Source organism: Luteimonas notoginsengisoli (assembly GCF_042648885.1).
Classification (GTDB): Bacteria; Pseudomonadota; Gammaproteobacteria; order Xanthomonadales; family Xanthomonadaceae; genus Luteimonas; species Luteimonas notoginsengisoli.
In genome coordinates, this window is sequence record NZ_JBHRYF010000001.1 from 308,639 (window position 1) to 330,283 (window position 21,645).

Annotated in this window: 20 protein-coding genes; 11 read left to right on the forward strand and 9 right to left on the reverse strand. The window is 68.1% G+C overall.

The window, feature by feature from the left end; translation table 11 throughout:
* Window positions 1-17: 17 nt before the first annotated feature.
* Window positions 18-1,295: a nucleoside permease gene (locus tag ACFOM9_RS01370; protein WP_386705438.1), complete on the reverse strand. Its 1,278-nt coding sequence runs from the start codon at window positions 1,293-1,295 to the stop codon at window positions 18-20.
* Window positions 1,296-1,379: 84 nt separating this feature from the next.
* The gene (locus ACFOM9_RS01375) at window positions 1,380-2,516 is read right to left on the reverse strand and encodes a GGDEF domain-containing protein (RefSeq protein WP_386705440.1); all 1,137 of its coding nucleotides are present in this window, start codon (window positions 2,514-2,516) and stop codon (window positions 1,380-1,382) included.
* A 124-nt stretch (window positions 2,517-2,640) separates the two neighbouring features.
* On the opposite strand from ACFOM9_RS01375, the gene ACFOM9_RS01380 reads away from it, so the two are divergent.
* The 4 genes from ACFOM9_RS01380 to ACFOM9_RS01395 all read left to right on the forward strand — a co-directional run bounded on the left by ACFOM9_RS01380 (window position 2,641) and on the right by ACFOM9_RS01395 (window position 7,460).
* Entirely contained in the window at window positions 2,641-3,612 is a 972-nt protein-coding gene (locus ACFOM9_RS01380) for an aldo/keto reductase (RefSeq protein ID WP_386705441.1), read from the forward strand.
* Window positions 3,613-3,692: 80 nt separating this feature from the next.
* Window positions 3,693-3,890, forward strand: a complete 198-nt coding sequence (gene hemP, locus ACFOM9_RS01385; protein WP_386705442.1) for a hemin uptake protein HemP — start codon at window positions 3,693-3,695, stop codon at window positions 3,888-3,890.
* 145 nt (window positions 3,891-4,035) lie between these two features.
* Window positions 4,036-6,288, forward strand: a complete 2,253-nt coding sequence (locus tag ACFOM9_RS01390; protein WP_386705443.1) for a TonB-dependent hemoglobin/transferrin/lactoferrin family receptor — start codon at window positions 4,036-4,038, stop codon at window positions 6,286-6,288.
* 200 nt (window positions 6,289-6,488) lie between these two features.
* Window positions 6,489-7,460 (forward strand): DUF6607 family protein, encoded by a 972-nt coding sequence (locus ACFOM9_RS01395; protein ID WP_386705444.1) that lies wholly within the window; start codon window positions 6,489-6,491, stop codon window positions 7,458-7,460.
* 206 nt (window positions 7,461-7,666) lie between these two features.
* Here the strand turns inward: ACFOM9_RS01395 and ACFOM9_RS01400 are convergent, their stop codons facing one another.
* From ACFOM9_RS01400 to ACFOM9_RS01410, 3 genes are read right to left on the reverse strand one after another with little or no spacing between them, the layout of a single operon-like run.
* A complete protein-coding gene (locus ACFOM9_RS01400) occupies window positions 7,667-8,785 on the reverse strand; it encodes a PDZ domain-containing protein (protein WP_386705445.1) in 1,119 nt (372 codons plus the stop codon).
* 48 nt (window positions 8,786-8,833) lie between these two features.
* A complete protein-coding gene (locus ACFOM9_RS01405) occupies window positions 8,834-9,436 on the reverse strand; it encodes a hypothetical protein (RefSeq protein ID WP_386705446.1) in 603 nt (200 codons plus the stop codon).
* Window positions 9,429-10,043: an RNA polymerase sigma factor gene (locus tag ACFOM9_RS01410; RefSeq protein WP_386705447.1), complete on the reverse strand. Its 615-nt coding sequence runs from the start codon at window positions 10,041-10,043 to the stop codon at window positions 9,429-9,431. The genes ACFOM9_RS01405 and ACFOM9_RS01410 overlap by 8 nt, the downstream gene beginning before the upstream one ends.
* A gap of 97 nt (window positions 10,044-10,140) precedes the next feature.
* Between ACFOM9_RS01410 and ACFOM9_RS01415 the strand changes: the two genes are divergently transcribed.
* From ACFOM9_RS01415 to gcvH, 4 genes are all read left to right on the forward strand, one after another.
* Window positions 10,141-11,103 (forward strand): SPFH domain-containing protein, encoded by a 963-nt coding sequence (locus tag ACFOM9_RS01415; protein WP_386705448.1) that lies wholly within the window; start codon window positions 10,141-10,143, stop codon window positions 11,101-11,103.
* A 3-nt stretch (window positions 11,104-11,106) separates the two neighbouring features.
* Window positions 11,107-11,541, forward strand: a complete 435-nt coding sequence (locus ACFOM9_RS01420; RefSeq protein ID WP_386705449.1) for an NfeD family protein — start codon at window positions 11,107-11,109, stop codon at window positions 11,539-11,541.
* 218 nt (window positions 11,542-11,759) lie between these two features.
* Window positions 11,760-12,878 (forward strand): glycine cleavage system aminomethyltransferase GcvT, encoded by a 1,119-nt coding sequence (gene gcvT, locus ACFOM9_RS01425; protein WP_386705451.1) that lies wholly within the window; start codon window positions 11,760-11,762, stop codon window positions 12,876-12,878.
* Window positions 12,879-12,993: 115 nt separating this feature from the next.
* Complete coding sequence (gcvH, locus tag ACFOM9_RS01430) at window positions 12,994-13,389, forward strand: glycine cleavage system protein GcvH (protein WP_386705453.1); 396 nt, start codon at window positions 12,994-12,996, stop codon at window positions 13,387-13,389.
* Between the two features lie 335 nt (window positions 13,390-13,724).
* Here the strand turns inward: gcvH and ACFOM9_RS01435 are convergent, their stop codons facing one another.
* Both ACFOM9_RS01435 and ACFOM9_RS01440 read right to left on the reverse strand, forming a co-directional pair.
* Window positions 13,725-14,159 (reverse strand): hypothetical protein, encoded by a 435-nt coding sequence (locus tag ACFOM9_RS01435; protein WP_386705455.1) that lies wholly within the window; start codon window positions 14,157-14,159, stop codon window positions 13,725-13,727.
* The gene (locus tag ACFOM9_RS01440; RefSeq protein ID WP_386705457.1) at window positions 14,135-14,488 is read right to left on the reverse strand and encodes a hypothetical protein; all 354 of its coding nucleotides are present in this window, start codon (window positions 14,486-14,488) and stop codon (window positions 14,135-14,137) included. The genes ACFOM9_RS01435 and ACFOM9_RS01440 overlap by 25 nt, the downstream gene beginning before the upstream one ends.
* Before the next feature lie 358 nt (window positions 14,489-14,846).
* Here ACFOM9_RS01440 and ACFOM9_RS01445 point away from each other — a divergent pair, with 358 nt between their 5' ends.
* Complete coding sequence (locus ACFOM9_RS01445) at window positions 14,847-15,338, forward strand: hypothetical protein (RefSeq protein ID WP_386705459.1); 492 nt, start codon at window positions 14,847-14,849, stop codon at window positions 15,336-15,338.
* A gap of 489 nt (window positions 15,339-15,827) precedes the next feature.
* On the opposite strand, the gene ACFOM9_RS01450 is transcribed toward ACFOM9_RS01445, so the two are convergent.
* Entirely contained in the window at window positions 15,828-17,255 is a 1,428-nt protein-coding gene (locus ACFOM9_RS01450) for a serine hydrolase domain-containing protein (protein WP_386705461.1), read from the reverse strand.
* Window positions 17,256-17,335: 80 nt separating this feature from the next.
* Between ACFOM9_RS01450 and ACFOM9_RS01455 the strand changes: the two genes are divergently transcribed.
* Both ACFOM9_RS01455 and ACFOM9_RS01460 read left to right on the forward strand, forming a co-directional pair.
* Window positions 17,336-17,932 carry a LemA family protein gene (locus tag ACFOM9_RS01455; protein ID WP_386705463.1) on the forward strand — a complete coding sequence of 199 codons (597 nt, stop codon included), beginning with the start codon at window positions 17,336-17,338 and terminating at the stop codon, window positions 17,930-17,932.
* A 139-nt stretch (window positions 17,933-18,071) separates the two neighbouring features.
* Window positions 18,072-19,964: a M48 family metallopeptidase gene (locus tag ACFOM9_RS01460; RefSeq protein WP_386705465.1), complete on the forward strand. Its 1,893-nt coding sequence runs from the start codon at window positions 18,072-18,074 to the stop codon at window positions 19,962-19,964.
* Between the two features lie 69 nt (window positions 19,965-20,033).
* On the opposite strand, the gene ACFOM9_RS01465 is transcribed toward ACFOM9_RS01460, so the two are convergent.
* Window positions 20,034-21,641 (reverse strand): GMC family oxidoreductase, encoded by a 1,608-nt coding sequence (locus ACFOM9_RS01465; protein ID WP_386705468.1) that lies wholly within the window; start codon window positions 21,639-21,641, stop codon window positions 20,034-20,036.
* Window positions 21,642-21,645: the final 4 nt, after the last annotated feature.

Below are 21,645 nucleotides of genomic sequence, written 5' to 3' on the forward strand. Positions count from 1 at the left end.
TCCATTCGACGCCATGGTCAGGGCACCAGGTCGCCTTCGGGGATCTGCGGCCGGCGCATCGCGTCCGGATCGTGCCGATGCTTGAACAGCGGGACGAACACGACCGCCATCACCAGCGCATACAGCGCGAACGTCATCCAGATGCCGTGCCAGTCCTTGCTGCCGTCGGCGGCGGTGAAGAAGTGCTCGATCAGGAATCCCGAGGCCAGGCTGCCGAACACCGCGCCCACGCCGTTGGTCATCACCATGAACAGGCCCTGCGCGCTGGCCCGGATGCGCGAGTCGCTCTGCTGCTCGACGAACAGCGAACCGGAGATGTTGAAGAAGTCGAACGCCATGCCGTAGACGATGCACGACAGCACGATCATCCACAGCCGGTCGCCGGGGTCGCCGTAGGCGAACAGGCCGAAGCGCAGGAACCACGCCAGCATGCTCATCGTCATCACCGCCTTGATCCCGAAGCGGCGCAGGAAGAAGGGAATGGTGAGGATGAACAGCGTTTCGGAGATCTGCGAGATGGACATGATGATCGCGGGGTATTTCACCGCGATCGCGTCCTTGAACGCCGGCACGTTGGCGAAGTCGTGCAGGAAGGTGTCTCCGTAGGCATTCGTCAGCTGCAGCGCCGCGCCCAGCAGCATCGCGAAGACGAAGAACACCGCCATGTTGCGGTCCTTGAACAGGCGGAACGAGGTCAGCCCGAGCACGTCGACCAGCGCGCGGCTCTTAGTGTGACCCATCTGCGGCGGCGCCGGCGGCAGGGTGAAGGCGTACAGGCCCAGCGCCAGCGCCGCGGCCGAGGCCACGTAGAACTGCCCGGACGAGGTCTCCAGGCGCAGCAGGCTCGTCGTCCACAGTGCGGCGATGAAGCCGATGGTGCCCCAGACCCGGATCGGCGGGTAGTCGCGGACCACGTCCAGGCCATCGCGCTTGAGCGCGTTGTAGGCCACCGTGATCGCCAGCGCGATCGTCGGCATGTAACACATCATGGTCAGCATCATGACCGCGATCATCACGATCGGATCGTCGACCATGGGGACGCAGAACAGCATCACCGCGCCGCAGATATGCAGCGCCCCGTAAAGCTTTTCAGCGTTGATCCACTTGTCCGCCACGACGCCCATCAGCGCCGGCATGAACAGGGACGCGAAGCCCATCGTCGAGAACACCAGTCCGAAGTTGGTGCCCGACCACTGCTTGTTCTGGAACCAGTACGCGCCGATGGTCAGCAGCCACGCCCCCCAGACGAAGAACTGGAGGAAATTCATCACGATCAGACGCAGCTTCAGGCTCACCCGGCGTTTCTCCCCATTCGCGCCGCACTGCGCGGCAACCGCTGCGGCAGGGTAAGGGCAAACCGCGGTCGAGTGAAGCGCGGCCTAGGCGTCGCGCGCGACCACGCGGTTGCGGCCATCGCGCTTGGCCACCTGGAGGCGGCGATCGGCACTGCCCAGGAGCGCGGAAACGTCGCCGCCGTCCTGAGGATAGGCGGCCAGGCCGCCGCTGAAGGTGATCACGTGCGGGTCGCGGCCGGACTCGGGCAGGAACGGCCGGTCGCCCATCGAGCGCCGCAGCCGGTCCAGGCGCTCCCACGCGCTGCCGATCGGGCAGTGCATGAGTACCACGAACTCCTGGCCGCCGATCCGCACCAGCCGCTCCTTCTCCAGCAGGATCTCGTTGACCGCGGCCACGAAGTGGCGCAGCGCGCGGTCGCCGTTGCGCGGGCCGATCTCGTCGTTGATGCGCTTGAAGCGGTCGAGGTCGAGCAGGGCCAGCGTGAGCGAGCCGCCATCGTTGCGGATGGTCTCGAACATGCGCGGCATGCCCTGCAGCAGCCAGGCGCGGTTGGGCAGCCCGGTGAGGCCGTCATTGCCCGACATCTCCACCAGCCGCTGCATGCGATAGACGATCGCCGACGTCAGCACGCCCATCATCAGGACCAGGATCAGCCGTTCGACCTGCGTGGACAGCGCCGCCGTGCCGTAGTCGATCGAGACCAGGCTCTCCTGCGCCGGCGCGAGCGAGAAGATCGCGGCGACGAGCATCGCGTACTGCCCCAGCGCCAGGGCGGTGACGTACAGGGTGAGCCGGCCATCGTTGCGCAGCGCGGTCATGGCGATGGCGATCAGGTAGAAGCACCACACGACGATGGAATTGGTCGCCGCCACCGGGTCGCCCAGCGCGAGCAGCACCAGCACCACGGAGGTCATGGTGATGTCGTAGCTGCCGGTGGCGTAGGGCAGCCAGCCGTAACGCAGCGGCCGGCGCGCGAGCGCGAGCCAGATCTGTGCCATGAGGTTGACGAACACCGCCAGGCCCAGGCCGATCAGCACTTCGCTGGATTTCGCGCCGCCGAGTGCGGCGATCAGCGGCATGGCGAGGATCAGCAGCGACAGCAGTGCGCGCAGGCGCGCGACCAGCAGCTCGCCGCCGGCGCCGAGCGAGAGCATGATCTCGTCCGGGCGCGCCAGCAGTCGTGCCACCAGGTCCTTGATGCCCTGGATCGATCCGCGCATGTGTCCCTCCGTCTGCGAAGCATACCGTGGGCTTCGCGGGGCGCGCGGCGAGCGTGTCCTGGCCGCTAGACTGTGTGCTTCCCATTCCAGCGCCGCGGCCCATGGCCGCGGCAGGAGACTTGCCATGCAATACCGCCGCCTCGGTTCCTCCGGACTGCAGCTGTCCGCGCTGTCGTTCGGTGCCTGGGCCACGTTTGGTGGCCGGGTCGCGCGCGGCGAGGCGCGCAACCTGGTGGCTGCGGCGTGGGACCGCGGTGTCAACTTCTTCGACAACGCCGAGACTTATGCCAACGGCGCTGCCGAGCGCGTGATGGGCGACGTGATCGCCGACCTGCGCCTGCCGCGCGACGGTTTCGTGGTCTCGAGCAAGGTGTTCTTCGGCGCGGTCGACGATCCGCGGCCGACCCAGAAGGGCCTGTCGCGCAAGCACGTGCACGATGCTTGCCATGCGGCGCTGAAGCGCCTGCGCGTCGATTACCTCGACCTGTACTACTGCCATCGTCCCGATCCGGATGCGCCGGTGGCCGAAACCGTGGCCGCCATGGATGCGCTGGTGCGCCAGGGCAAGGTGCTGTACTGGGGCACCTCGGAATGGCCGGCCGAACGGATCCGCGAGGCGCACGCAGCCGCGCGCGCGGGCGGTTTCCAGGCGCCGACGATGGAACAGCCGCAGTACAACCTGCTGCACCGCGAGCGGGTCGAGGTCGAATACGCCTCGCTCTGCGACGACTTCGGCATGGGCACCACAACCTGGTCGCCGCTGGCCTCGGGCCTGCTCACCGGCAAGTACAACGACGGCGTGCCGGCCGATTCGCGGTTGGGCAGCGACGCTTACGCGTGGCTGCAGCGCGACGTGCTCGGCGACGACGCATCGCGGCGCCTGTCGCGCGCGCGCGCCTTCACCGCGCTCGCCGCCGGATTGGGCGTGGCGCCGGCGGCGCTGGCGATCGCGTGGTGCCTGCGCAACCCACGCGTGTCGAGCGTGATCCTCGGCGCCAGCCAGGTGGCGCAGCTGCTGCAGAACCTCGAGGCGCTGGACGTGGCTGCGCGCATGGGCGAGGCGGACTGGGCGCGGGTCGACGCGGCGATGGCCTGAGGGCGAGGACCCAGGCGAAACCGCTTGACAGGCAAATGAGAATCATTAGCATTGACGACTCCAATCTAGGGAGCCGATCGATGTTCGTCGCCCAGCCGCACGCATGTACCCCGTCCCACGCCGTCCATCATGCCGACGACCGCCCCGCAGCCACCGAAACCATCGAAATCGACAGCAACCGCCTGCTGAAAGGGCAGCGCGAACTGCTGATCCGCCACGGCAGCGAGTGCTATCGCCTGCGGCATACCCGCAACGACAAGCTCATCCTGACCAAGTAGGTTCCGGGCCCGGCAGGGCCTCCGCCCAGGTCATCCGCTCCGGCCCCGCGCCGGAGCGTTCATGTCTCTCCTCTTCAGGCCGCCCGCCCCCGGCAACCCCGGACGCCAGCCCGCCGATCGTTTTCCACTTTCGACGAGTCCATTCATGCGTCCCAACCTGTTGTCGTGCGCGCTGTGCCTGGCGCTGCCGGGCATGGCCCTCGCCCATGGCGAATCGCCCCTCCCCGAACCGATGCCCACCACCCCGGCCGACGCCGCGGTCACCGAATTCGACCGCGTCGTCGTCACCGCCACGCGCACCGAACGCGCCATCGCCGACGTGCCCAGCACCGTCGACGTCATCGATCGCGAGCGCATGGACGAACTCCTCGCGCGCGACCTCGAGGACCTGTTCCGCTACGAGCCCGGCATCACCGTCACCTCGGGCTTCGGTCGCTTCGGCATCGGCGGCATCCGCATCCGCGGCCTCGACGGCAACCGCGTGCGGATCCAGACCGACGGCATCCCGGTGTCGGATGCCTTCCTGATCGGCAGCTTCTCCGACGCCAACCGCAACTTCGTCGACCTCGACACGCTCAAGCGGGTCGAAGTCGTGCGCGGGCCGACCAGTTCGCTCTACGGCTCCGACGCGCTCGGCGGCGTGGTGTCGTTCATCACCAAGGATCCTTCGGACTATCTGGAGGCCGGCAAGGATGCCTACTTCGGATTGCGTTTCGGTCATGAGGGCAGCTGGGACGGACTGTCGGCCGGCGCCACCGCGGCCTTCGGCGGCGAGCGCTGGTCGGGCATGGCGGCGGTCAACCATCGCCAGGGGCAGGAGCCGGAAAACCAGGGCATGGTGGGCGGCGAGGGCGGCGATCGCACCCGGCCCAATCCGCAGGAGCGCGATGGTCGAAGCGTGCTGGCCAAGCTGATGTTCGCGCCCGGCGCCGACCAGCGCTTCCGCCTGACCGTGGAGGGCAACGAGGACAGCGCGGATACCCGGATGTTGACCTCGTACGGCTTCCAGGCGCTGACCCGGGCGACCAACTTCCTGGTGACCGGCGCCGATCACCAGACGCGCGCGCGGGTGTCGTTCGGCCACGAGATGGATGCCGTGGGTGCGGGCTTCGCCGACAGCCTCGACTGGCATGTCTACCGCCAGGACAGCGAAACCACGCAGGACACCGTCGAGGTGCGGCGCACCGCCAGCGGCGTCAACGAGCGCCGCGAGCGCGAGTTCAATTTCGACCAGCGGTTGCATGGCCTGCAGCTCAACCTGCGCAAGGAGTTCGAAGCCGGCTCCGTGCGCCACGCGCTGGCTTACGGGCTCGACGTCTCCCGCGCCGACACCCGGCAGAAGCGCGACGGGCGCGTGCACAACATCGATACCGGCACCGTGAGCAACGCGATGCTGCCGGACGTGTTCCCGGTGCGCGACTTCCCGATCAGCCGCACCACCACCACCGCGCTGTACCTGCAGGACGAGATCAGCTTCGCGGACGACGCGTTTCGCCTGATCCCGGCCGTGCGCGTGGATCGCTACCAGCTGCGTCCGGACGTGGATGCGATCTTCGCCGAGGACAATCCGAGCGTGGCGGTGGCCGGGCTCGACAAGACCAGCGTCTCGCCGAAGCTGGGCGCGGTCTGGCACTTCGCGCCGGACTGGTCGCTGTTCGGCGGCTACGCGCGCGGCTTCCGTTCGCCGCCCTACGGCGACGTCAACATCGGCTTCACCAATCTGATGTTCGGTTACACCGCGATCGCCAACCCGGACCTGAAGCCGGAAACCAGCGACGGCGTGGAACTGGGCGTGCGCTACGTCGGCGACGCGGTGTACGCCAGCCTGTCGGGCTACGACAACCGCTACCACGACTTCATCGAGTCGTTCGCCTTCGCCGGCTTCAACGACGCCGGGCTGATGGTGTTCCAGTCGCGCAACGTGTCCGACGCGCGCATCCGCGGCGTCGAGTTCCGCGGCGGCGTCGACTTCGGCGCGCTGTCCGATGCGATGGCCGGCTGGTCGCTGCGCGCGGCCGCAGCCTGGGCGCGCGGCGACAACCGCACCGACGACGTGCCGCTGGAATCGGTCGACCCGCTCACCGCGACCCTCGGCGTCGCCTACGGCAACGACACCTGGGGCGCGGAGCTGGCCGGACGCTTCGCCGCCCGCAACGACCGCCTGCCGCCGCTCGATGGCGGCGAGTACTTCGAAACGCCCGGCTACGGCGTGCTCGACCTGCTGGCGCACTGGCGATTCGCGCCCGGCGCGAAGCTCAACGCCGGCATCTTCAACCTCACCGACCGCCGCTACTTCGACCTCGGCGGCATGGGGCTGGTGAGCCGCGACAGCGACACGCTCGACCGCTACACGGCTGCCGGCCGCAATCTGTCGCTGAGCCTTGCTTTTGATTGGTGATGGTTTGGCAAAGAATTTCTTGCCCAACGAAGGCCTGAACGATTGCCGTCATCCCCGCGCAGGCGGGGATCCATGGACTTTGCTTTCTATGGTTCAACGTCCATGGATTCCCGCCTTCGCGGGAATGACGATTTTGTTATCTGAAAGTTCCGGATTTGAACCAGGTTTCACCCCGCAATCCGCCCACCAAGGAATCCCGCATGAAGTTACACCTGACAGCCACGCTGGCACTTTCGGCGTTCGCCACCGGCATCGCGGGCGCGCAGGCGCCGCACTCGACCGGGACCACGCCCGATCCGGCGCGCGACCACGATTCGATCCTCGCCATGCGCGGCGAGCACATGGTCGACTTCGCGTTCGACGAAACCGTGCTGCTGCAGCCGGGCTACGAGCGCCATCCGGCGATGCGCAGCGGCGGCGACGAGGTGGTGATCGTGGTCGAGGACACGCCCACGCGCGTGGTGCTGCAGCACATCCTGGTCGACGCCAGGAGCGGCCACGTCACCAAACACTGGCGCCAGGACTGGACCTATGAGGCGCCGACGCGTTTCGAGTTCAGCGCCGACCAGACCTGGGCCGTGCGCGCGCTGTCGCCGGAAGAAACCCGCGGCGCCTGGACCCAGTGCGTGTACGAAGTCAGCGACGCGCCGCGCTACTGCGGTACCGGCCAGTGGCGCCATGACAACGGCATCGCCACCTGGACCAGCGATTCCACCGCGCGCCCGTTGCCGCGGCGCGAGTACACCAGGCGCGACGACTACAACGTGGTGATCGGCATCAATCGCCACACCATCACGCCCAACGGCTGGACCCACGAGCAGTTCAACACCAAGGTCCTGCGCAAGCCCGATGGCAGCCAGGTCGAACTGGCGCGCGAGTTCGGCTTCAACGACTACCGGAAGACCACCGACATCGACTTCAAGCCCGCCTACGATTACTGGAAGGCCACCAGGGGCTTCTGGGCCAGGGTGCGGGCCCACTGGGACGACTTCCTGTCGCAGCCGCCGGGCGCGCACCTGAAGACGAAGATCGACGGCATGGCGATGATCATCCCGCTGTTCGAGCAGGCCGAGGCGATCCAGGGCGGCAAGGCGGTCGACGATGCCGCGATCGACGAGGTGTTCGCAAAGTGGGTCGAGCCAGCATCCACATCCGCGGTGGTTGGGCGCTGACATCGCGGAAGAAATCGCGTAGGTCGGGGCTACGCCCCCGACGCCAGCGAATCCCTCCGGCATGAACCGGGCTTCTTTCGTAGGAGCGCACCTGGGCGCGACCGCCTTCCCTGCGCCGATCGGGGTTGCGCCCCAGTGCGCACCTACGAGATGGCTCGATGCGCATGGTTGGGGAGGGGCCCGCGCGTCGGGCGCGTAGGCCCGACCTACAGCAGCGCCATCGTTCCGTTGGGCAACGTTGGCGCCGCCGGGGGCGCTGGCGGCGTTGGTGCGGTTGGTGGCACCGCGGTGCGCGCGGCTTTCGGCGCCGGCGGCGGCGGAGCCTTCGGTGCAGCCGGAGGCGCGGGCGGGGCGGGCGGGGCGGGCGGCGCCGGCGGCAACGGCAGGGGCGCCAGCTTCGGGACCGTGACCTGCGCCTTGCCGGCCTTGCGGTCGCGCAGGTAATCCACCGTCACCTTCGCACCGCCGGGCTTGTCGCCCATCGCCGCCATCGCCTCGCGCGGGCTGGATACCGCCTTGCCGTCGATGCGCTGGATCACGTCGCCGGCCTGCAGTCCGGCCAGTTCGCCGTTCGACAGCACCAGCACGCCCCGGTCGGTGCCGAAGTAGCGGCCCAGCTGTTTGTCGACCGAAGCCAGGTTGAGGCCGTTCCAGCGGAACGCCGACATCAGCGCGGGCATGTCGCAGTCGTTGCCCTTGCATGCAGCGCCGGGGCCGATACGGATGATCTCGCGGCGAACCTCGGGTGCAATCGCGGGCATGTCGGGGAAATCGAAATCGAAGTCGCCGCCAAGCCCATCCGCGGTGGAGAAGGCGAACACGCTGCGGCCCGCAGACGGTGTCACGTCGACCGAGGCTGTGCGGCCGTCGCGGACGTAGCCGATCCGGGTCTTCTTGCCTGCCTCAAGCTTACCGAGCAGCGTGCGCAGGTTCTGCGCACGCAGTCCGCCGTTGCTGCCCAGCACTTGGCGGCCATCGACGGTGACGATGCGGTCGCCGGACCTGAGTCCGGCATCCGCGGCGCCGCTGTCCGGAGTGACCCCGGCCACGCGCACGCCGCGGCCCTCGTCCGGCACAAGCAGCACGCCAAGGACCGGTCTCGATGCCACGCCGTGCGCAGTCCGGGCGGCGGTCATGGCCTGGTCGCGCGAGAGCTCGGCCACCTTGCGCGCGGCGCGCGCGAGTTCGGCCCTGGCTTCGGCCAGCAATTTGTCGGCGTCCGCCGCCGCACGTGGCGCGGTCGCCTGAGCCCGGGAGGGATCGGCGTGGCCGGCAAGTGCGAGCGCGACGGCCACGGTCAGGGATGCATGCAGGAAGGTTTTCATCGGGATCTCAAAAATGACAGCCATGGACGTGGAAGTTGACAGGGACGATCAGTCGACGCGCACCAGCGCGCCGTCGTAGCGCTCGCCGTTTGCCGCCAGCCAGCGGCGCGTGCTCTCGAAGCTGGCGAAGGCGCGCAGCAGCTGTACGCGTTTGCTCCACAGTTGGCGCTGTCGTGATCGGTCGAGTCCCGGCTGCATCAGCGCGGCATCGATGGTGCCGAGTCGCGCATCAAGTTCGGCGGCCATCATTGCGGCCGCGCCGCTGGCTACCCGGTTTTCGCGGGCGTACTGCAGCAGCGACTCCAGGCGCGCGGACTCGGCGTACAGGTGTTCGAGCGTGGCGGTGGCGGGTACTGGACCGGCATCGGCATCGGGTGTCTGCGCGGTCATGGCGGCACGTGTCGGAATGCTCGAAGGTGCGTTGTCGGCCGGCTGCGGCAGCCACGCCGGCACGACGGCCAGCGCCAGCGCCGCTGCGGCGGCCAGCGGCAGCCACCGCGGGATGCCGCGGCGTTTGTCGAGCCGGCGCGCGTCGAGCCGTCGTGCGACCGCGGCCCAGCCATCGGCGGGCGCACCCTCCAGCGGCAGCGCGGCGAACGCCTCGTGCCAGCCCGCGGGTGGATCGGCAGGACGGGAAGTGAAGTCAGGCATGGTCGTTTTCCTCGATCTGCAGCAGCGCGCGCAATCGCCGCGTGCCGCGTGCCAGCTGTGATTTCGAGAAGCTCGGCGTGCGCTGCATCAGCGCGGCGATCTCCTCGTGGGTATAGCCCTCGGCGTGGTACAGCCACAGCACGCCGCGGGTGGCGGCCGGCAGTTGCGCCAGCGCGCGCTGCAACTGCGCGGTGTCGGCGGCCGCCGGAGGCGGCGGGGCGCTGTCATCGGCCGGCTCGTGTCCGTCCACCGGCAGCTCGCCCGCCTGGCGACGCCCGCGACGCAGGTGCATCAGCGCCTCGTTGACCGCGATCTGCCGCAGCCAGCCCCAGAACGGGCTGCCGTTGCCGCGGAAGTCGCCGATCCGCGCGATCACTTTCAGCATCGTGTCCTGCAGCACGTCGGACGCCGCTTCGCGTTCGCCACAGATGCGCAGTGCCAGCGTGAAAACGGGGCGCTCGAAACGGCGATAGACCTGCTCGAAGGCCGCCCGCTCGCCGGCGCGCGCGCGGACCAGCAGCGCCTCCGGCACGTCGATCGCAAAGCTCGACGGCCGCTCGTGCGGCGGGGCGGGTCGGGACGGGGCCGGGGCGGTTTCGATCAGCATTCCCCTGCATGGATGCCGTGGCGCGCGAAAGCGTCGCAGCCGCTTCGGCGGCCGCTTGCCACCCTATACTGGGTCCATCAGACCGAAGGGGGTTGCCATGCTCAATGGATCGTTGCTCGCCATCGTCCTGCTCATCGCAGGCGTGGTCATCCTGTTCAAGACCGTGCGCGTGGTGCCGCAGGGCTACGAGTGGACCGTCGAGCGCTTCGGCCGCTACACCTACACGATGACGCCGGGCCTGCACTTCCTGGTTCCGATCATGTACAGCGTCGGCCGCAAGATCAACATGATGGAACAGGTGCTCGAGGTGCCGAGCCAGGACGTGATCACCAAGGACAACGCGGTGGTCAAGGTCGACGGCATCGTGTTCTTCCAGGTGCTGGACGCGGCCAAGGCGGCCTATGAGGTGGCGACCCTGGAGATCGCCGTCCTGAACCTGGTGATGACCAACATCCGCACCGCGATCGGCTCGATGGACCTGGACGAATCGCTGTCCAAGCGCGACGAGATCAACACCAAGGTGCTGATGGCGGTCGACGAGGCCACCCATCCGTGGGGCATCAAGGTCAACCGCATCGAGCTCAAGGACATCGCACCGCCGCGCGACCTGATCGAGGCGATGGCGCGCCAGATGAAGGCCGAGCGCGAGAAGCGCGCCAACATCCTCGATGCCGAGGGCTTCCGGCAGGCGGCGATCCTGAAGGCCGAAGGCGAGAAGCAATCGACGATCCTCGAAGCCGAGGGCGATCGCGAGGCCGCGTTCCGCGCCGCCGAAGCCCGCGAGCGCCTGGCCGAGGCCGAGGCCAAGGCGACGCAGATGGTGTCCGACGCGATCGCCGGGGGCAACGTCAACGCGATCAACTATTTCGTCGCGCAGAAATACATCGAGGCGTTCAAGGCGCTGGCCGAGGCGCCGAACCAGAAGTTCGTGATGATGCCGATGGAATCGGCCGGCGTGATCGGCTCGCTCGGCGGGATCGCCGAGCTGGCGAAGGAAGCGTTCGGGCAGCAGGGCGTGCGCGCGCCGCAGCCGCCGACGATGCCGCGGCAGGGCGCCTGAGCCATGCGCTGGGACGTTTTCACCTGGGCGGCGGTCGCGCTGCTGCTGTTCGCAGCCGAGACGATGGCGCCCGGGGCGTTCATGCTCTGGCTCGGGTTCGCCGCGGTAGTGGTGTTCCTGGGCACGCTGCTGGTGCCCGGCATCCCGCTGCTGGCGCAGGTCACGGCGTTCGTCGTGCTGAGCTTCATCTCGATCCAGGTCTACCGGACATGGTTCCGCAACCGGGAACCGCAGAGCGACCGGCCCGCGCTCAATCGCCGGACCGCGGCGCTGGTGGGGCGCGCGGTGCCGCTCGAACGCGCCATCGTGCAGGGCCGCGGTCGGGTGCAGATCGCCGATGCCTACTGGGATGTCACCGGCCCGGAACTGCCGGCGGGGACGCAGGTCCGCATCGTTGGCGCCGAGGGCATGACCCTGGTGGTCGAGTCGCTGGCCTGAGGTTGGTGGCGCAAGCTTTTTCGCCGGTTGCGGGAGAAAGCCGCGCCCTTCCAGATGGAGTGGCCGAAGCGGCCAATGAGGCAAGGCCAGCGCAGCATCCGAGGGCGAGTACGACACAAGGGCGCCTTCGCCGGCATCAGGGTTGCGCAACGAACCGCTCCCACATGGTGTTGCGCACCTCTGGGATAATGGCGTCCTTGTCCCGGACCGAGCCCGCCATGACCCAGAAGACGATCCTCAACCAAGCCCATCGCGCCCTGGGCGCGAAGATGGTCGATTTCGGTGGCTGGGACATGCCGCTGCACTACGGCTCGCAGATCGACGAGCACCACCAGGTGCGGCGCGATGCGGGCATGTTCGACGTCTCGCACATGACGGTGGTCGACCTACGCGGCGCGCGCGTGCGCGAGTTCCTGCGCAGGCTGGTCGCCAACTCGGTCGACAAGCTGCAGAAGCCAGGCAAGGCGCTGTACACCTGCATGCTCGATGCGCAGGGCGGGGTGATCGACGACCTCATCGTCTACCTCATGCCGCACGAGGATGGGCAGGAGTGGTTCCGTCTCGTGGTCAACGCCGCCACGCGCAACAAGGACATGGCGTGGATCCACCAGCAGGCGAAGGCGTTCGACGTCGACGTCCGCGAGCGCGCCGACCTGTCGATGATCGCCGTGCAGGGGCCGAACGCGCGCGACAAGACGCTGGGCCTGCTCGCGGAAGGTGACCGCGCCCGCGTCGGCAAGCTCGGCAAGTTCGCCGGCATCGAGGCGGCGACCGCCAATGGCGCGTCGCTCTTCGTCGCCCGCACCGGTTACACCGGAGAGGACGGCTTCGAGGTCATCGTGGCCGAGGGCGACGCCGTCGCCCTGTGGGATGCGTTGCTTGCCGCTGGCGTCAAGCCGGCCGGTCTCGGCGCCCGTGACACGCTGCGCCTGGAGGCCGGGCTGAACCTTTACGGCCAGGACATGGACGAGACCGTCTCGCCGTGGGAAGCAGCGCTGGGCTGGACCGTGGCGCTGGACGAGGGGCGCGACTTCATCGGTCGCCAGGCGCTCGAGGCGCAGAAGGAGCGTGGCGACGCGCGCCGCATGATCGGCCTGCTGATGGACGACAAGGGCGTGCTGCGGCACGGCCAGAAAGTGCTCACAACGCACGGGGAAGGCGAGATCCTGTCGGGCACGTTCTCGCCGACGCTGGGCAAGGCGATCGCCTTCGCCCGCGTACCGGCCGGCGACATGGATGACGCTGGCGTGCGGGTCGACATCCGCGGCCGGGAGGTCCCGGTTCGCGTGGTCAGGTTCCCGTTCGTGCGTGACGGCAAGGCGCAGGACGGCGTGTGACCCGCCGCGGCGGCAGCGCCTCGACGCATCCGCGAACGCCGCCTGCCACCTTGTCTTTCCTTCGTTAAACTAGCTTCCCTTTCCACCGACCGCAGCGCATCCGGAGCACGACCCCATGAGCGAGATCCCAGGCGACCTGAAGTTCATGAAATCCCACGAGTGGGCCCGCGTCGAAGGCGACGGCAAGGTCACCATCGGCATCTCCGACCATGCGCAGGGACTGCTCGGCGACCTGGTGTACGTCGACCTGCCGACGGTGGGCGAGCGTGCCGAAGCCGGTACCGCCTGCGCGGTGGTCGAGTCGGTCAAGGCTGCGTCCGACGTCTACTCGCCGGTGTCGGGCACCATCACCGCGGTCAACACCGCGCTGGCCGACAAGCCCGAGACCATCAACGAAGACGCCTTCGGCGAAGGCTGGATCTTCGTGGTCGAAATCGACGAGCCGGACCAGCTCAACGAGCTGCTCGATCCGGACGACTACGCCGAACTGCTGGAAGAAGAAGACCACTGAGCGGCCCCCGGGCGGTCGCGCCGCGCAGGCGCGATCGCCCATGGCGCGCGGACTGACTGCTCCGCACAAGCCTGAACTCCATTCATTCGTCACCGCGCCCCCTGCCGGACAGCAGCCGGGGCGCTTCGTGTTTGCGCTGCCTGCGGATCAGCGGGCAGCTTCCTTTCCTTGCAGATCGGCAGCCGGCGGCTGCGGCGCCTGCGTCCTGTCCGTCGCGGTGTCGGGTTCGACACGTCATGCCAATGAGCATCGCCGGCGCGGGAAGCTGCGGCTCGTCGGTGCTGTCGTGATAGACATGTGAAGACGCCGTCGCTGCGGCAGCAATGCGCGCAGCGTTACACGAGCCGGGCACCCGCGCTTGCTTGCTGGCGGGGCAGTTGCCGGACGACGCTGACGGCCGATGTCGCATCGAAGTCGGAAGTCCGAAGTCGGAAGTCGAACTCGAACTCGGAGTCGGACTCGGAGTCGGACTCGATGTCGGTACCCGGGTCCACAACTTGGCGGTCGCCGGCACGAGCGCATTCATCGCCGCCTGCCTGAGGGCGTGCGCCGGAGGCGGCATGCGCGAACCGGCGACGCTGCCCCGCAAGTTCGAGCATGCGGTCGACGACGGCGACCACTGTCGGCGGGGCGGTGCGAACGACTTCGGACGCCGTGCAATCGATGCGACTTTCGATGCGTCGTTGTTCCTCCGCGGGTTCGCGCGCCGGTTCGGATTGCGTCCGGGACGTGCGCAAAGCGGTCCTTATTTCTTGCGCAGTTTTGCGCATTCGGGCTTGTGCAGCGCCGGAAACACGCCGCCGGGCGAAGTGCTTCGATGGTCTTCCTGCGCCTTCCTTTCGTCGCACGTGACGTGGCCGTCACGCAGGTCGCGCATCGCCGCCGTTGCACTCGCGTTGCGATGCGCTTGAATAAAACAGCTTGTTTCGTGTGCTTTTTCAATCGTGCGCTGCGCGTGTTGCCTGCAACGCCGTGCGGAAGCGACATGCATCGGCGGGATGCGGGCCGCGCGCCGGCGGTCGGGCCGGGGTCGGTCGGCAAAAAAAAACCTTGCAAGGGTGTTGACAGTTGAAAAAACCGTGATTAGGTTTCGCTGCAACAGACGTCGCCGCAGAAGAGAGTGAGTCGAACCAAAGCGAAAACGCGCAGCACAACGAAGCCCTCTGCCCGGAAATTCCTCAAGGTGGAATCAGGCATCGTCTCCGCTGCGAAAGCGCAACGTCTCCCGAACCACCACCCGCGTCGCCATGCGATGCGGGTTTTTTGTGTCGCCGGCTCGCCGGCATGCGTGGTCTCCACGCAGCACGCAAACGGTCCGCGCCCCGGGCGCGGACCGCATCCGAATCCGTCCCGGCGCGCGTCGCGCGTTGGCGGTTGGTCGCGGGTCCGATACCCGAGATCCTGTTTTGAACTGGGCTGCTACACCCGATAGTTCCACTGACGAGGAGAGCCATCTCATGGCCACGAAGAAAGCAGCAAAGAAACGCCCCGCCAAGAAGGCGGCGAAGAAGGCGGTCCGCAAGACCGCCAAGAAGGCAGTTCGCAAGTCGTCCGCCCGCAAGGTCGCCAAGAAGGCGACGAAGCGGCCGGCCAAGAAGGCCACCAGGAAGGTAGCGAAGAAGAAGGTCGCCAAGAAGACAACGAAGAAGGCTGCCAAGAAGAAGGTAGCGAAGAAGAAGGTTGCCAAGAAGGCCGCCAAGCGTCCGGCGAAGAAGACCGCCAAGAAGGCTGGCAAGAAGACCGCCAAGAAGGCCGCCAAGAAGACCGCCAAGAAGGCGGCGAAGCGTCCGGCGAAGAAGGCTGCCGCCAAGAAGACGGCAAAGAAGGCTTCCAAGAAGACCGCCAAGAAGGCGGCGAAGAAGCCCGCCAAGAAGGCCAAGCGACCGGCGAAGCGTGCGAAGAAGGCCGCCTCCGTGGCGATCCCGTCCGCACCTGCGCCGATGATGTAAGAACAAGAAACCCGATCAGCCGTCATCAGGACTCTCTCTCCGCAGCCCAGGCGGAGAGGGAGTTTTTTTTGGTATTGGCCCGGCACCATGGAAAGCCCGGGCGCCCGGTTTGCGCCGGGCCTGGGAAGCAGGAGGCGTTCCGGACGCGTCATGCTTCCCGCTCGACACGCATCTCCGCGTAGTCGGCCCGCGCGCATCCATGGCTGCCGCCCGCAAGCAGGGCCCGACACGCCTGTCCGGCGATCGATTGCCACGCTTTATTTTTTTGTGTGCGCTTGCGGGCAGGGCGTGGCGCACCTACGAGTGGGATGCGATTGCGCCCGTTTAGGGCGAAGCACTTTTATGTCCGCTACCGGATCCAGCAGGACAAGCGACGTGAGCGGTTTCGCGCGACGTTCGGTACGCGGCGTTGAGCTCGCACAATCAGGATCCCGGTCCGCTCAGTGAGCTCGGATCCCCGGGCCCAACCCGGATAACAGCCAGCAACCCTCAGCGCGGGTTCGCGTTGGCCGACGAGGTCTGGGCGCCGCCGCGCTTGTCGGCGTGCGGCAGATGCGCGCGGGAAGGTTCATTGCTCTCGCCTTCGGCGTAGAGCACGTCCGGGAACGGATCGACGTCGAGCCAGCGCTGCGCGGGCAGTCCGATCGCGCGATCGAGAATGGTCGGCAGCAGGCCGGAGGGCAGGCTGCTTTCGCCGTTCCACAGGATCGCCACGCCGAGATCGCGCTGCGGAAGCAGGGCGATCGCGCCGCGGTATCCCTGCACCGCGCCGCCGTGGAAGATCACGCGATGGCCGGCGTAATCGTAGATGCGCCAGCCGATTCCGTAGCCGGCGGCGTTCAGGCGCTGGCGGCGCCATGACGAGCCGCGGGTTTCGCCGGGCGTGGCGACGACCGGCGCGTGCAGCGTTGCCAGCAGCGGCGCCGGCAGCACGTCGGGGCGATGGCCGCTCTGCGCCAGCAGCCACTGCGCCATGTCGCTGGCGCTGGCGTTGACGCCGGCGGCCGGGGCTACGCGGTAGTAGGTCGGCTTCGGTGTCAGCGAGCGCCAACCGCCACCGGCGCGCACGTGCGGTCGCGCCCAGCTCGGGCTGGCTTCAATGCCTTCGAGGCCGTAGCTGGCGTCGTTCATGCCCAGCGGCTTGAAGATGCGGCGGGTCACCGCTTCGCTGAAAAACTGCCCACTGGCGCCGTACACCACGTTGCCGACCAGGCTGAAGGCGACGTTCTGGTAGCTGTAGCACTCGCCCGGCGCGCACTTCATCGGCGCGTAGGCCAGCTTCTGCACCAGGGTGTTGTAGTCGACGTTGCTCTCGAGTTCGCGGTCGTAGGCATTGTGGGTCAGGCCGACGCGCTGGCTCAGGACCTCGGCGACGGTGAGCTGCTGCGCGGCGCCGGGATCGGAGAATTGCAGCGAGGGCATGTAATCGGCGACGCGGCTGTCCCAGCGCAGCGAACCCTCGTTGACCAGCAGACCGGTGACGGTGCCGGCGAAGGCCTTCGACAGGGAGGCGAGGCGGAACACGGTGTGGGCGTCGACCGGTTCGGCATTGCCGACGTCGGTGATGCCGTAGCCACGCGCGCTGAGCACGCGGCCGCCCTGGACGATGGCCATGGCCAGTCCGGGCACGCGCTGGTTGGCGACCAGTTCCTGGGCGATCGCCTCGAACTGGCGCACGTTGAAATCGGACGACGGTGCCATGACCTCTTCGACCGGCGGCAGGTAGGCCGGGATCGAAGCGGGCGCGGTCGGCAGGATCCGCGCGGCGGGCTGCAGGGTGGCCGCGGGCATGGAAGGCACCGGTTGGGTATTCCAGCGCAGCGGCGTCTGCGCGGAAGTGGCCAGTGCCATCGGCAGCAATACGCCGGTCAGGCCGCTTCGCCAGGTGAGCCGACGCCCCCTTTTATTGTCTTTCATCGGGCCTGCCCCCTGCGTATGCTGCCAGTGGGCCGATCATAACGCCTGATTCCCAACTTGCATGAACAAGGGGAGCTTTGATGGTTACTTTGTTGATCCTGCTCGTAATTGTGGTGGTGTTCGCACTTTGGGCCGTGGGCATCTACAACGGGCTGATCACCGCGCGCAACGCTTACAAGAATGCCTTTGCCCAGATCGACGTGCAGCTGCAGCGCCGCTTCGACCTGATCCCCAACCTCGTCGAGACCGCCAAGGGCTACCTCGAGCACGAGCGCGGCACGCTGGAAGCGGTGACCGCCGCACGCAACGCCGCCCAGGCCGGGCTCGCAGCGGCCAAGGCTTCGCCAGGCGACCCCGCGGCCATGGCCGAACTCACCCGCAGCCAGGGCATGCTCGACGGCGCGCTGGGCCGGCTGCTGGTCACGGTCGAAGCCTATCCCGAGCTCAAGGCCAGCCAGAACATGATGCAACTGACCGAGGAGCTGACCAGCACCGAGAACAAGGTCGCCTTCGCGCGCCAGGCCTTCAACGACTCGGTCATGGCCTACAACAACAAGCGCGAGGTCTTCCCCTCGAGCCTCGTGGCCGGCATGTTCAATTTCGCTCCGGCCGCGCTGCTGGAAATTCCGGCCGAACAGCAGGCACAGGTGCGTGCGGCGCCGAAGGTGGAGTTCTGACGATCGGCGCATCGGCGACGGGACGCCGGGAGTCGCGAGGCGATCAGCGCGTCCTGCCTGGATCGCGCGCCTCACTGCCTATCGCCACGCGCGTCCCAATCCCCGACTCCGACTTCGACTCCCGACTCGCTGCGCGTCGATGAACTTCTTCGAACACCAGGCCGCGGCGCGGCGCACCTCGACGCGACTGGTGGTGCTGTTCGCACTGGCGGTGATCGGCATCGTGGTTGGCGTCGACCTGGCGGTGATGGCGGTGGTCGGCGGCTCGCCCGGGGTGCTGCTGTTCGCCACGCTGGCAACGCTGGCGGTGATCGGCGGCGCGTCGATGTACCGCATCGCGTCGCTGCGCGGCGGCGGGGAGTCGGTGGCGCTGCAGTTCGGCGGCACGCCGGTGCCAGAGGACAGCACCGACCGGTACCTGCAGCGGCTGCGCAACGTGGTCGAGGAAATCGCGATCGCCTCCGGCGTGCCGATGCCGGGCCTGTACGTGCTCGAGCACGAGTCCGCGATCAACGCCTTCGCGGCCGGCTACTCGCCTTCGGATGCGGCCATCGCGGTCACGCGCGGGGCGCTGGAAAAGCTCAATCGCGACGAACTGCAGGGCGTGATCGCGCACGAGTTCAGCCACATCCTCAACGGCGACATGCGCCTGAACATCCGCCTGATCGGCGTGCTGTTCGGGATCATGGTGATGGGCATCATCGGCCGCAGGCTGATGCTGCACGGTGGCATGAGCCGTAACAGCCGCGATGGCGTGGCCATGTTCCTGGTGATGGCGCTGGTGGCGATCGTGATCGGTTACATCGGGCTGGTCTTCGGCCGCATGATCAAGGCCGGCATCAGCCGCACGCGCGAATCGCTCGCCGATGCGTCGGCGGTGCAGTTCACCCGCCAGACCGCGGGCCTGGCCGGGGCGCTGAAGAAGATCGCCGGCCTGCACGAGGGCTCGCGGCTGGGAGCGCGCGGCGAAACCGAGGAAATCAGCCACATGCTGTTCGGCGACGGGCTCGGATTCAGCGGACTGTTCGCCACCCATCCGCCGATCCTGAAGCGCATCCAGGCGCTGGAGCCCGGGTTCCGCGCCGAGAACCTCGAACGGCTGCAGTCGCAGTGGCGCGCCACGCCGCCCAATGGCTTGGAAGAGGACGCGCACATGGGGCTGGCCGGGGCGCGCGATGCGCTGCCCGCGGCGTCGTCGCGGATCAACGTCACGCCGGCGATGGTGGCTTCGCAGGTCGCGCTGCCGGAAGCCAACGACTACCGTCGCGCCGACGCGATCGTGCACGCGATTCCCGATGACCTGCGCGAACGGGCCCGCCAGCGCGACCAGGTGACCCCGCTGCTGCTCGGAATGCTGCTCGGTCGCGACCCTGCGGTGCTGGGCAAGCAGCGGATCGAGATCGCCTCGCGCCTGGGAACCCCTGTGGCGGACGCCGCGTTCGCCTGCCGCACGACGCTGGCGCAGTCGCTGCATCCGATGCAGCGGCTGCCGCTCGCGGCGCTGGCATTCCCGGTGCTGCGACTGCGGCCGCGGCCGGAACTCGACGCGTTCATGGACACGGTGTTCGCGGTGGTCAACGCGGACGGCGAGGTGTCGCTGTTCGAATACTGCCTGGGGCGGTTGCTGCAGGTGCAGGTGCGCGAGTCTCTGGACCCTGCGCGCTACGCCCGCTTCGGCCGGCGCAAGCCGGGCAACGTGAAGCAGGAATTCGCCACCCTGCTGGCGGTGGTCGCCCATGCCGGCAATTCCGACGACGCCGCCCAGGCGCAGCGCGCCTACCTGGCCGGCATGCAGAGGGTCCTGCCGCGCGACCACGTGCCGTACGCGCCCCCGGCGAACGGCGTGCTCGCGCTGGAAGCCGTGTGGGAGCCGCTCGATGCGCTCGACCCGCTCGCCAAGCAGGTCATGGTGGAAGCCATCACCGCGGCGGCCAGCCACGACGGTCGCATCTCCGTCGAGGAGGCCGAACTGCTGCGCACCATCTGCGGCGTGCTGCACTGCCCGCTGCCACCGATGCTGGAGCGCGCGTAGCTGACTCCGAGCGCAGGTTTTCGGTGGAAACATCACCGGGCGCGCGGCCATCCTGGGCGGGTGCCCGGATCAGCGGCCGATCAGGTCCGCTGCGCGCTCGGCGATCATGATCGTCGGCGCGTTGGTGTTGCCCGTCGGCAGCGTGGGCATGACCGAGGCATCGACCACGCGCAGCCCCTCGACGCCGCGCACGCACAGCTGCGGGTCGACCACCGCTGCGTCGTCGCTGCCCATGCGGCAGGTGCCGATCGGGTGGTAGACGGTCTCGGCCTTGGCGCGCACGAACTCCACCAGCTCGGCATCGTTGCGCGGCATGCGGGCCGGGAAGATCGGCGCTCCGCGGTAATCGTCGAATGCCTTCTGACCGAGGATGTCCAGCGAGATGCGCGCGCATTCGACCATGACCTTGAGGTCGCGGCCCTCGGGGTCGCTGAGGTAATTGGCCTGGATCCGCGGCTTGTCGCCGGCATGCGCGCTGACCAGCGAGATCCGGCCGCGGCTGCGCGGATGCAGGTTGCAGGCATGCATGGTGTAGCCGTCGCCGGGCAGGCGGTTGCGGCCGTGGTCGTCGATCATCGCCGGGATGAAATGCAGCTGGATGTCGGCGCGACCGTCTTCGGCCAGCGGCGAGCGCAGGAAGGCGCCGCCTTCGGCGATGTTGCTGGTGCCCGGACCGCGTCGGCCGCGCAGGAAGTAGTCGAAGGCCAGCCGAAGCTCGTTGGCGCGGTCGTAGCTGGTGCGCCGGGTCTCGTGTTGCAGGGTGCATACATCGAGATGGTCCTGCAGGTTGGCGCCCACGCCGCTGCTCGCCACCACCGTGTCGATCCCGTGCCTGCGCAGTTCGGCCTCCGGCCCGATGCCCGACAGCATCAGCAGCTGTGGCGAGTTGATGGCGCCCCCGCTCAGGATCACTTCGCGCGCGGCCCGATGGCGGAACGCCGTGCCCCGCTGCGAGCCGGCCACGCCGACGGCGCGCTGCCTGTCGAAGAGGAGGCGCTCGACCATCGCACCGGTGCGCACGGTCAGGTTCGGTCGCGGCCTTGCCGGATCGAGGTAGGCCACTGCGGCGGAACAGCGTGCGCCGTCGCGCTGGGTGACCTGGTACAGGCCGACGCCGAGCTGCGATGCGCCGTTGAAGTCGTCGTTGCGCGGCAAGCCTGCCTGCTGGGCGGCTTCGATGAAGACCTGCGAAAGCGGATTGACATTGCGCAGGTCCGAGACCGTCAGCGGGCCGTCGCCGGCGTGCAGCGCATCGCTGCCGCGCGTGTTGCCTTCCGCACGCCTGAAGTAGGGCAGCACGTGCGCCCAGTCCCAGTCGTCTGCGCCCTGTGCCGCCCAGCGGTCGTAGTCCTCGGCCACACCACGGATGTAGCACATGGCATTGATCGAGCTGGAGCCGCCGAGCACCTTGCCGCGCGGCCACCAGATCACCCGGTTGCCGAGCTGGGGTTCGGGAACGGTGTTGTAGTCCCAGTTGATGCGCCGGTTGCCGGCGATCTTGGCCAGTCCGGCCGGCATGTGGATGAAGGGATGCCAGTCGCGCCCGCCGGCTTCCAGCAGCAGCACCCTGCATCCCGGGTCTTCGGACAGGCGGTTGGCAAGCACGCAGCCGGCAGAACCCGCGCCGACGATGATGTAGTCGTAGGTGTCGCGCACGTTGTCGTGGGAGCCGGCCATCGGG

Bases quoted from the DNA above. Each gene is read 5' to 3' on its own strand.
- ACFOM9_RS01405 (WP_386705446.1), bottom strand. From the start codon at position 9,436: ATGCCTGACTTCACTTCCCGTCCTGCCGATCCACCCGCGGGCTGGCAC.
- ACFOM9_RS01380 (WP_386705441.1), top strand. From the start codon at position 2,641: ATGCAATACCGCCGCCTCGGTTCCTCCGGACTGCAGCTGTCCGCGCTG.
- ACFOM9_RS01420 (WP_386705449.1), top strand. From the start codon at position 11,107: ATGCGCTGGGACGTTTTCACCTGGGCGGCGGTCGCGCTGCTGCTGTTC.
- ACFOM9_RS01455 (WP_386705463.1), top strand. From the start codon at position 17,336: ATGGTTACTTTGTTGATCCTGCTCGTAATTGTGGTGGTGTTCGCACTT.
- ACFOM9_RS01445 (WP_386705459.1), top strand. From the start codon at position 14,847: ATGGCCACGAAGAAAGCAGCAAAGAAACGCCCCGCCAAGAAGGCGGCG.
- hemP (WP_386705442.1), top strand. From the start codon at position 3,693: ATGTTCGTCGCCCAGCCGCACGCATGTACCCCGTCCCACGCCGTCCAT.
- ACFOM9_RS01375 (WP_386705440.1), bottom strand. From the start codon at position 2,516: ATGCGCGGATCGATCCAGGGCATCAAGGACCTGGTGGCACGACTGCTG.
- ACFOM9_RS01395 (WP_386705444.1), top strand. From the start codon at position 6,489: ATGAAGTTACACCTGACAGCCACGCTGGCACTTTCGGCGTTCGCCACC.
- ACFOM9_RS01390 (WP_386705443.1), top strand. From the start codon at position 4,036: ATGCGTCCCAACCTGTTGTCGTGCGCGCTGTGCCTGGCGCTGCCGGGC.
- ACFOM9_RS01465 (WP_386705468.1), bottom strand. From the start codon at position 21,641: ATGGCCGGCTCCCACGACAACGTGCGCGACACCTACGACTACATCATC.
- gcvT (WP_386705451.1), top strand. From the start codon at position 11,760: ATGACCCAGAAGACGATCCTCAACCAAGCCCATCGCGCCCTGGGCGCG.
- ACFOM9_RS01410 (WP_386705447.1), bottom strand. From the start codon at position 10,043: ATGCTGATCGAAACCGCCCCGGCCCCGTCCCGACCCGCCCCGCCGCAC.
- ACFOM9_RS01460 (WP_386705465.1), top strand. From the start codon at position 18,072: ATGAACTTCTTCGAACACCAGGCCGCGGCGCGGCGCACCTCGACGCGA.
- ACFOM9_RS01435 (WP_386705455.1), bottom strand. From the start codon at position 14,159: ATGCGCAAAACTGCGCAAGAAATAAGGACCGCTTTGCGCACGTCCCGG.
- ACFOM9_RS01400 (WP_386705445.1), bottom strand. From the start codon at position 8,785: ATGAAAACCTTCCTGCATGCATCCCTGACCGTGGCCGTCGCGCTCGCA.
- gcvH (WP_386705453.1), top strand. From the start codon at position 12,994: ATGAGCGAGATCCCAGGCGACCTGAAGTTCATGAAATCCCACGAGTGG.
- ACFOM9_RS01415 (WP_386705448.1), top strand. From the start codon at position 10,141: ATGCTCAATGGATCGTTGCTCGCCATCGTCCTGCTCATCGCAGGCGTG.
- ACFOM9_RS01450 (WP_386705461.1), bottom strand. From the start codon at position 17,255: ATGAAAGACAATAAAAGGGGGCGTCGGCTCACCTGGCGAAGCGGCCTG.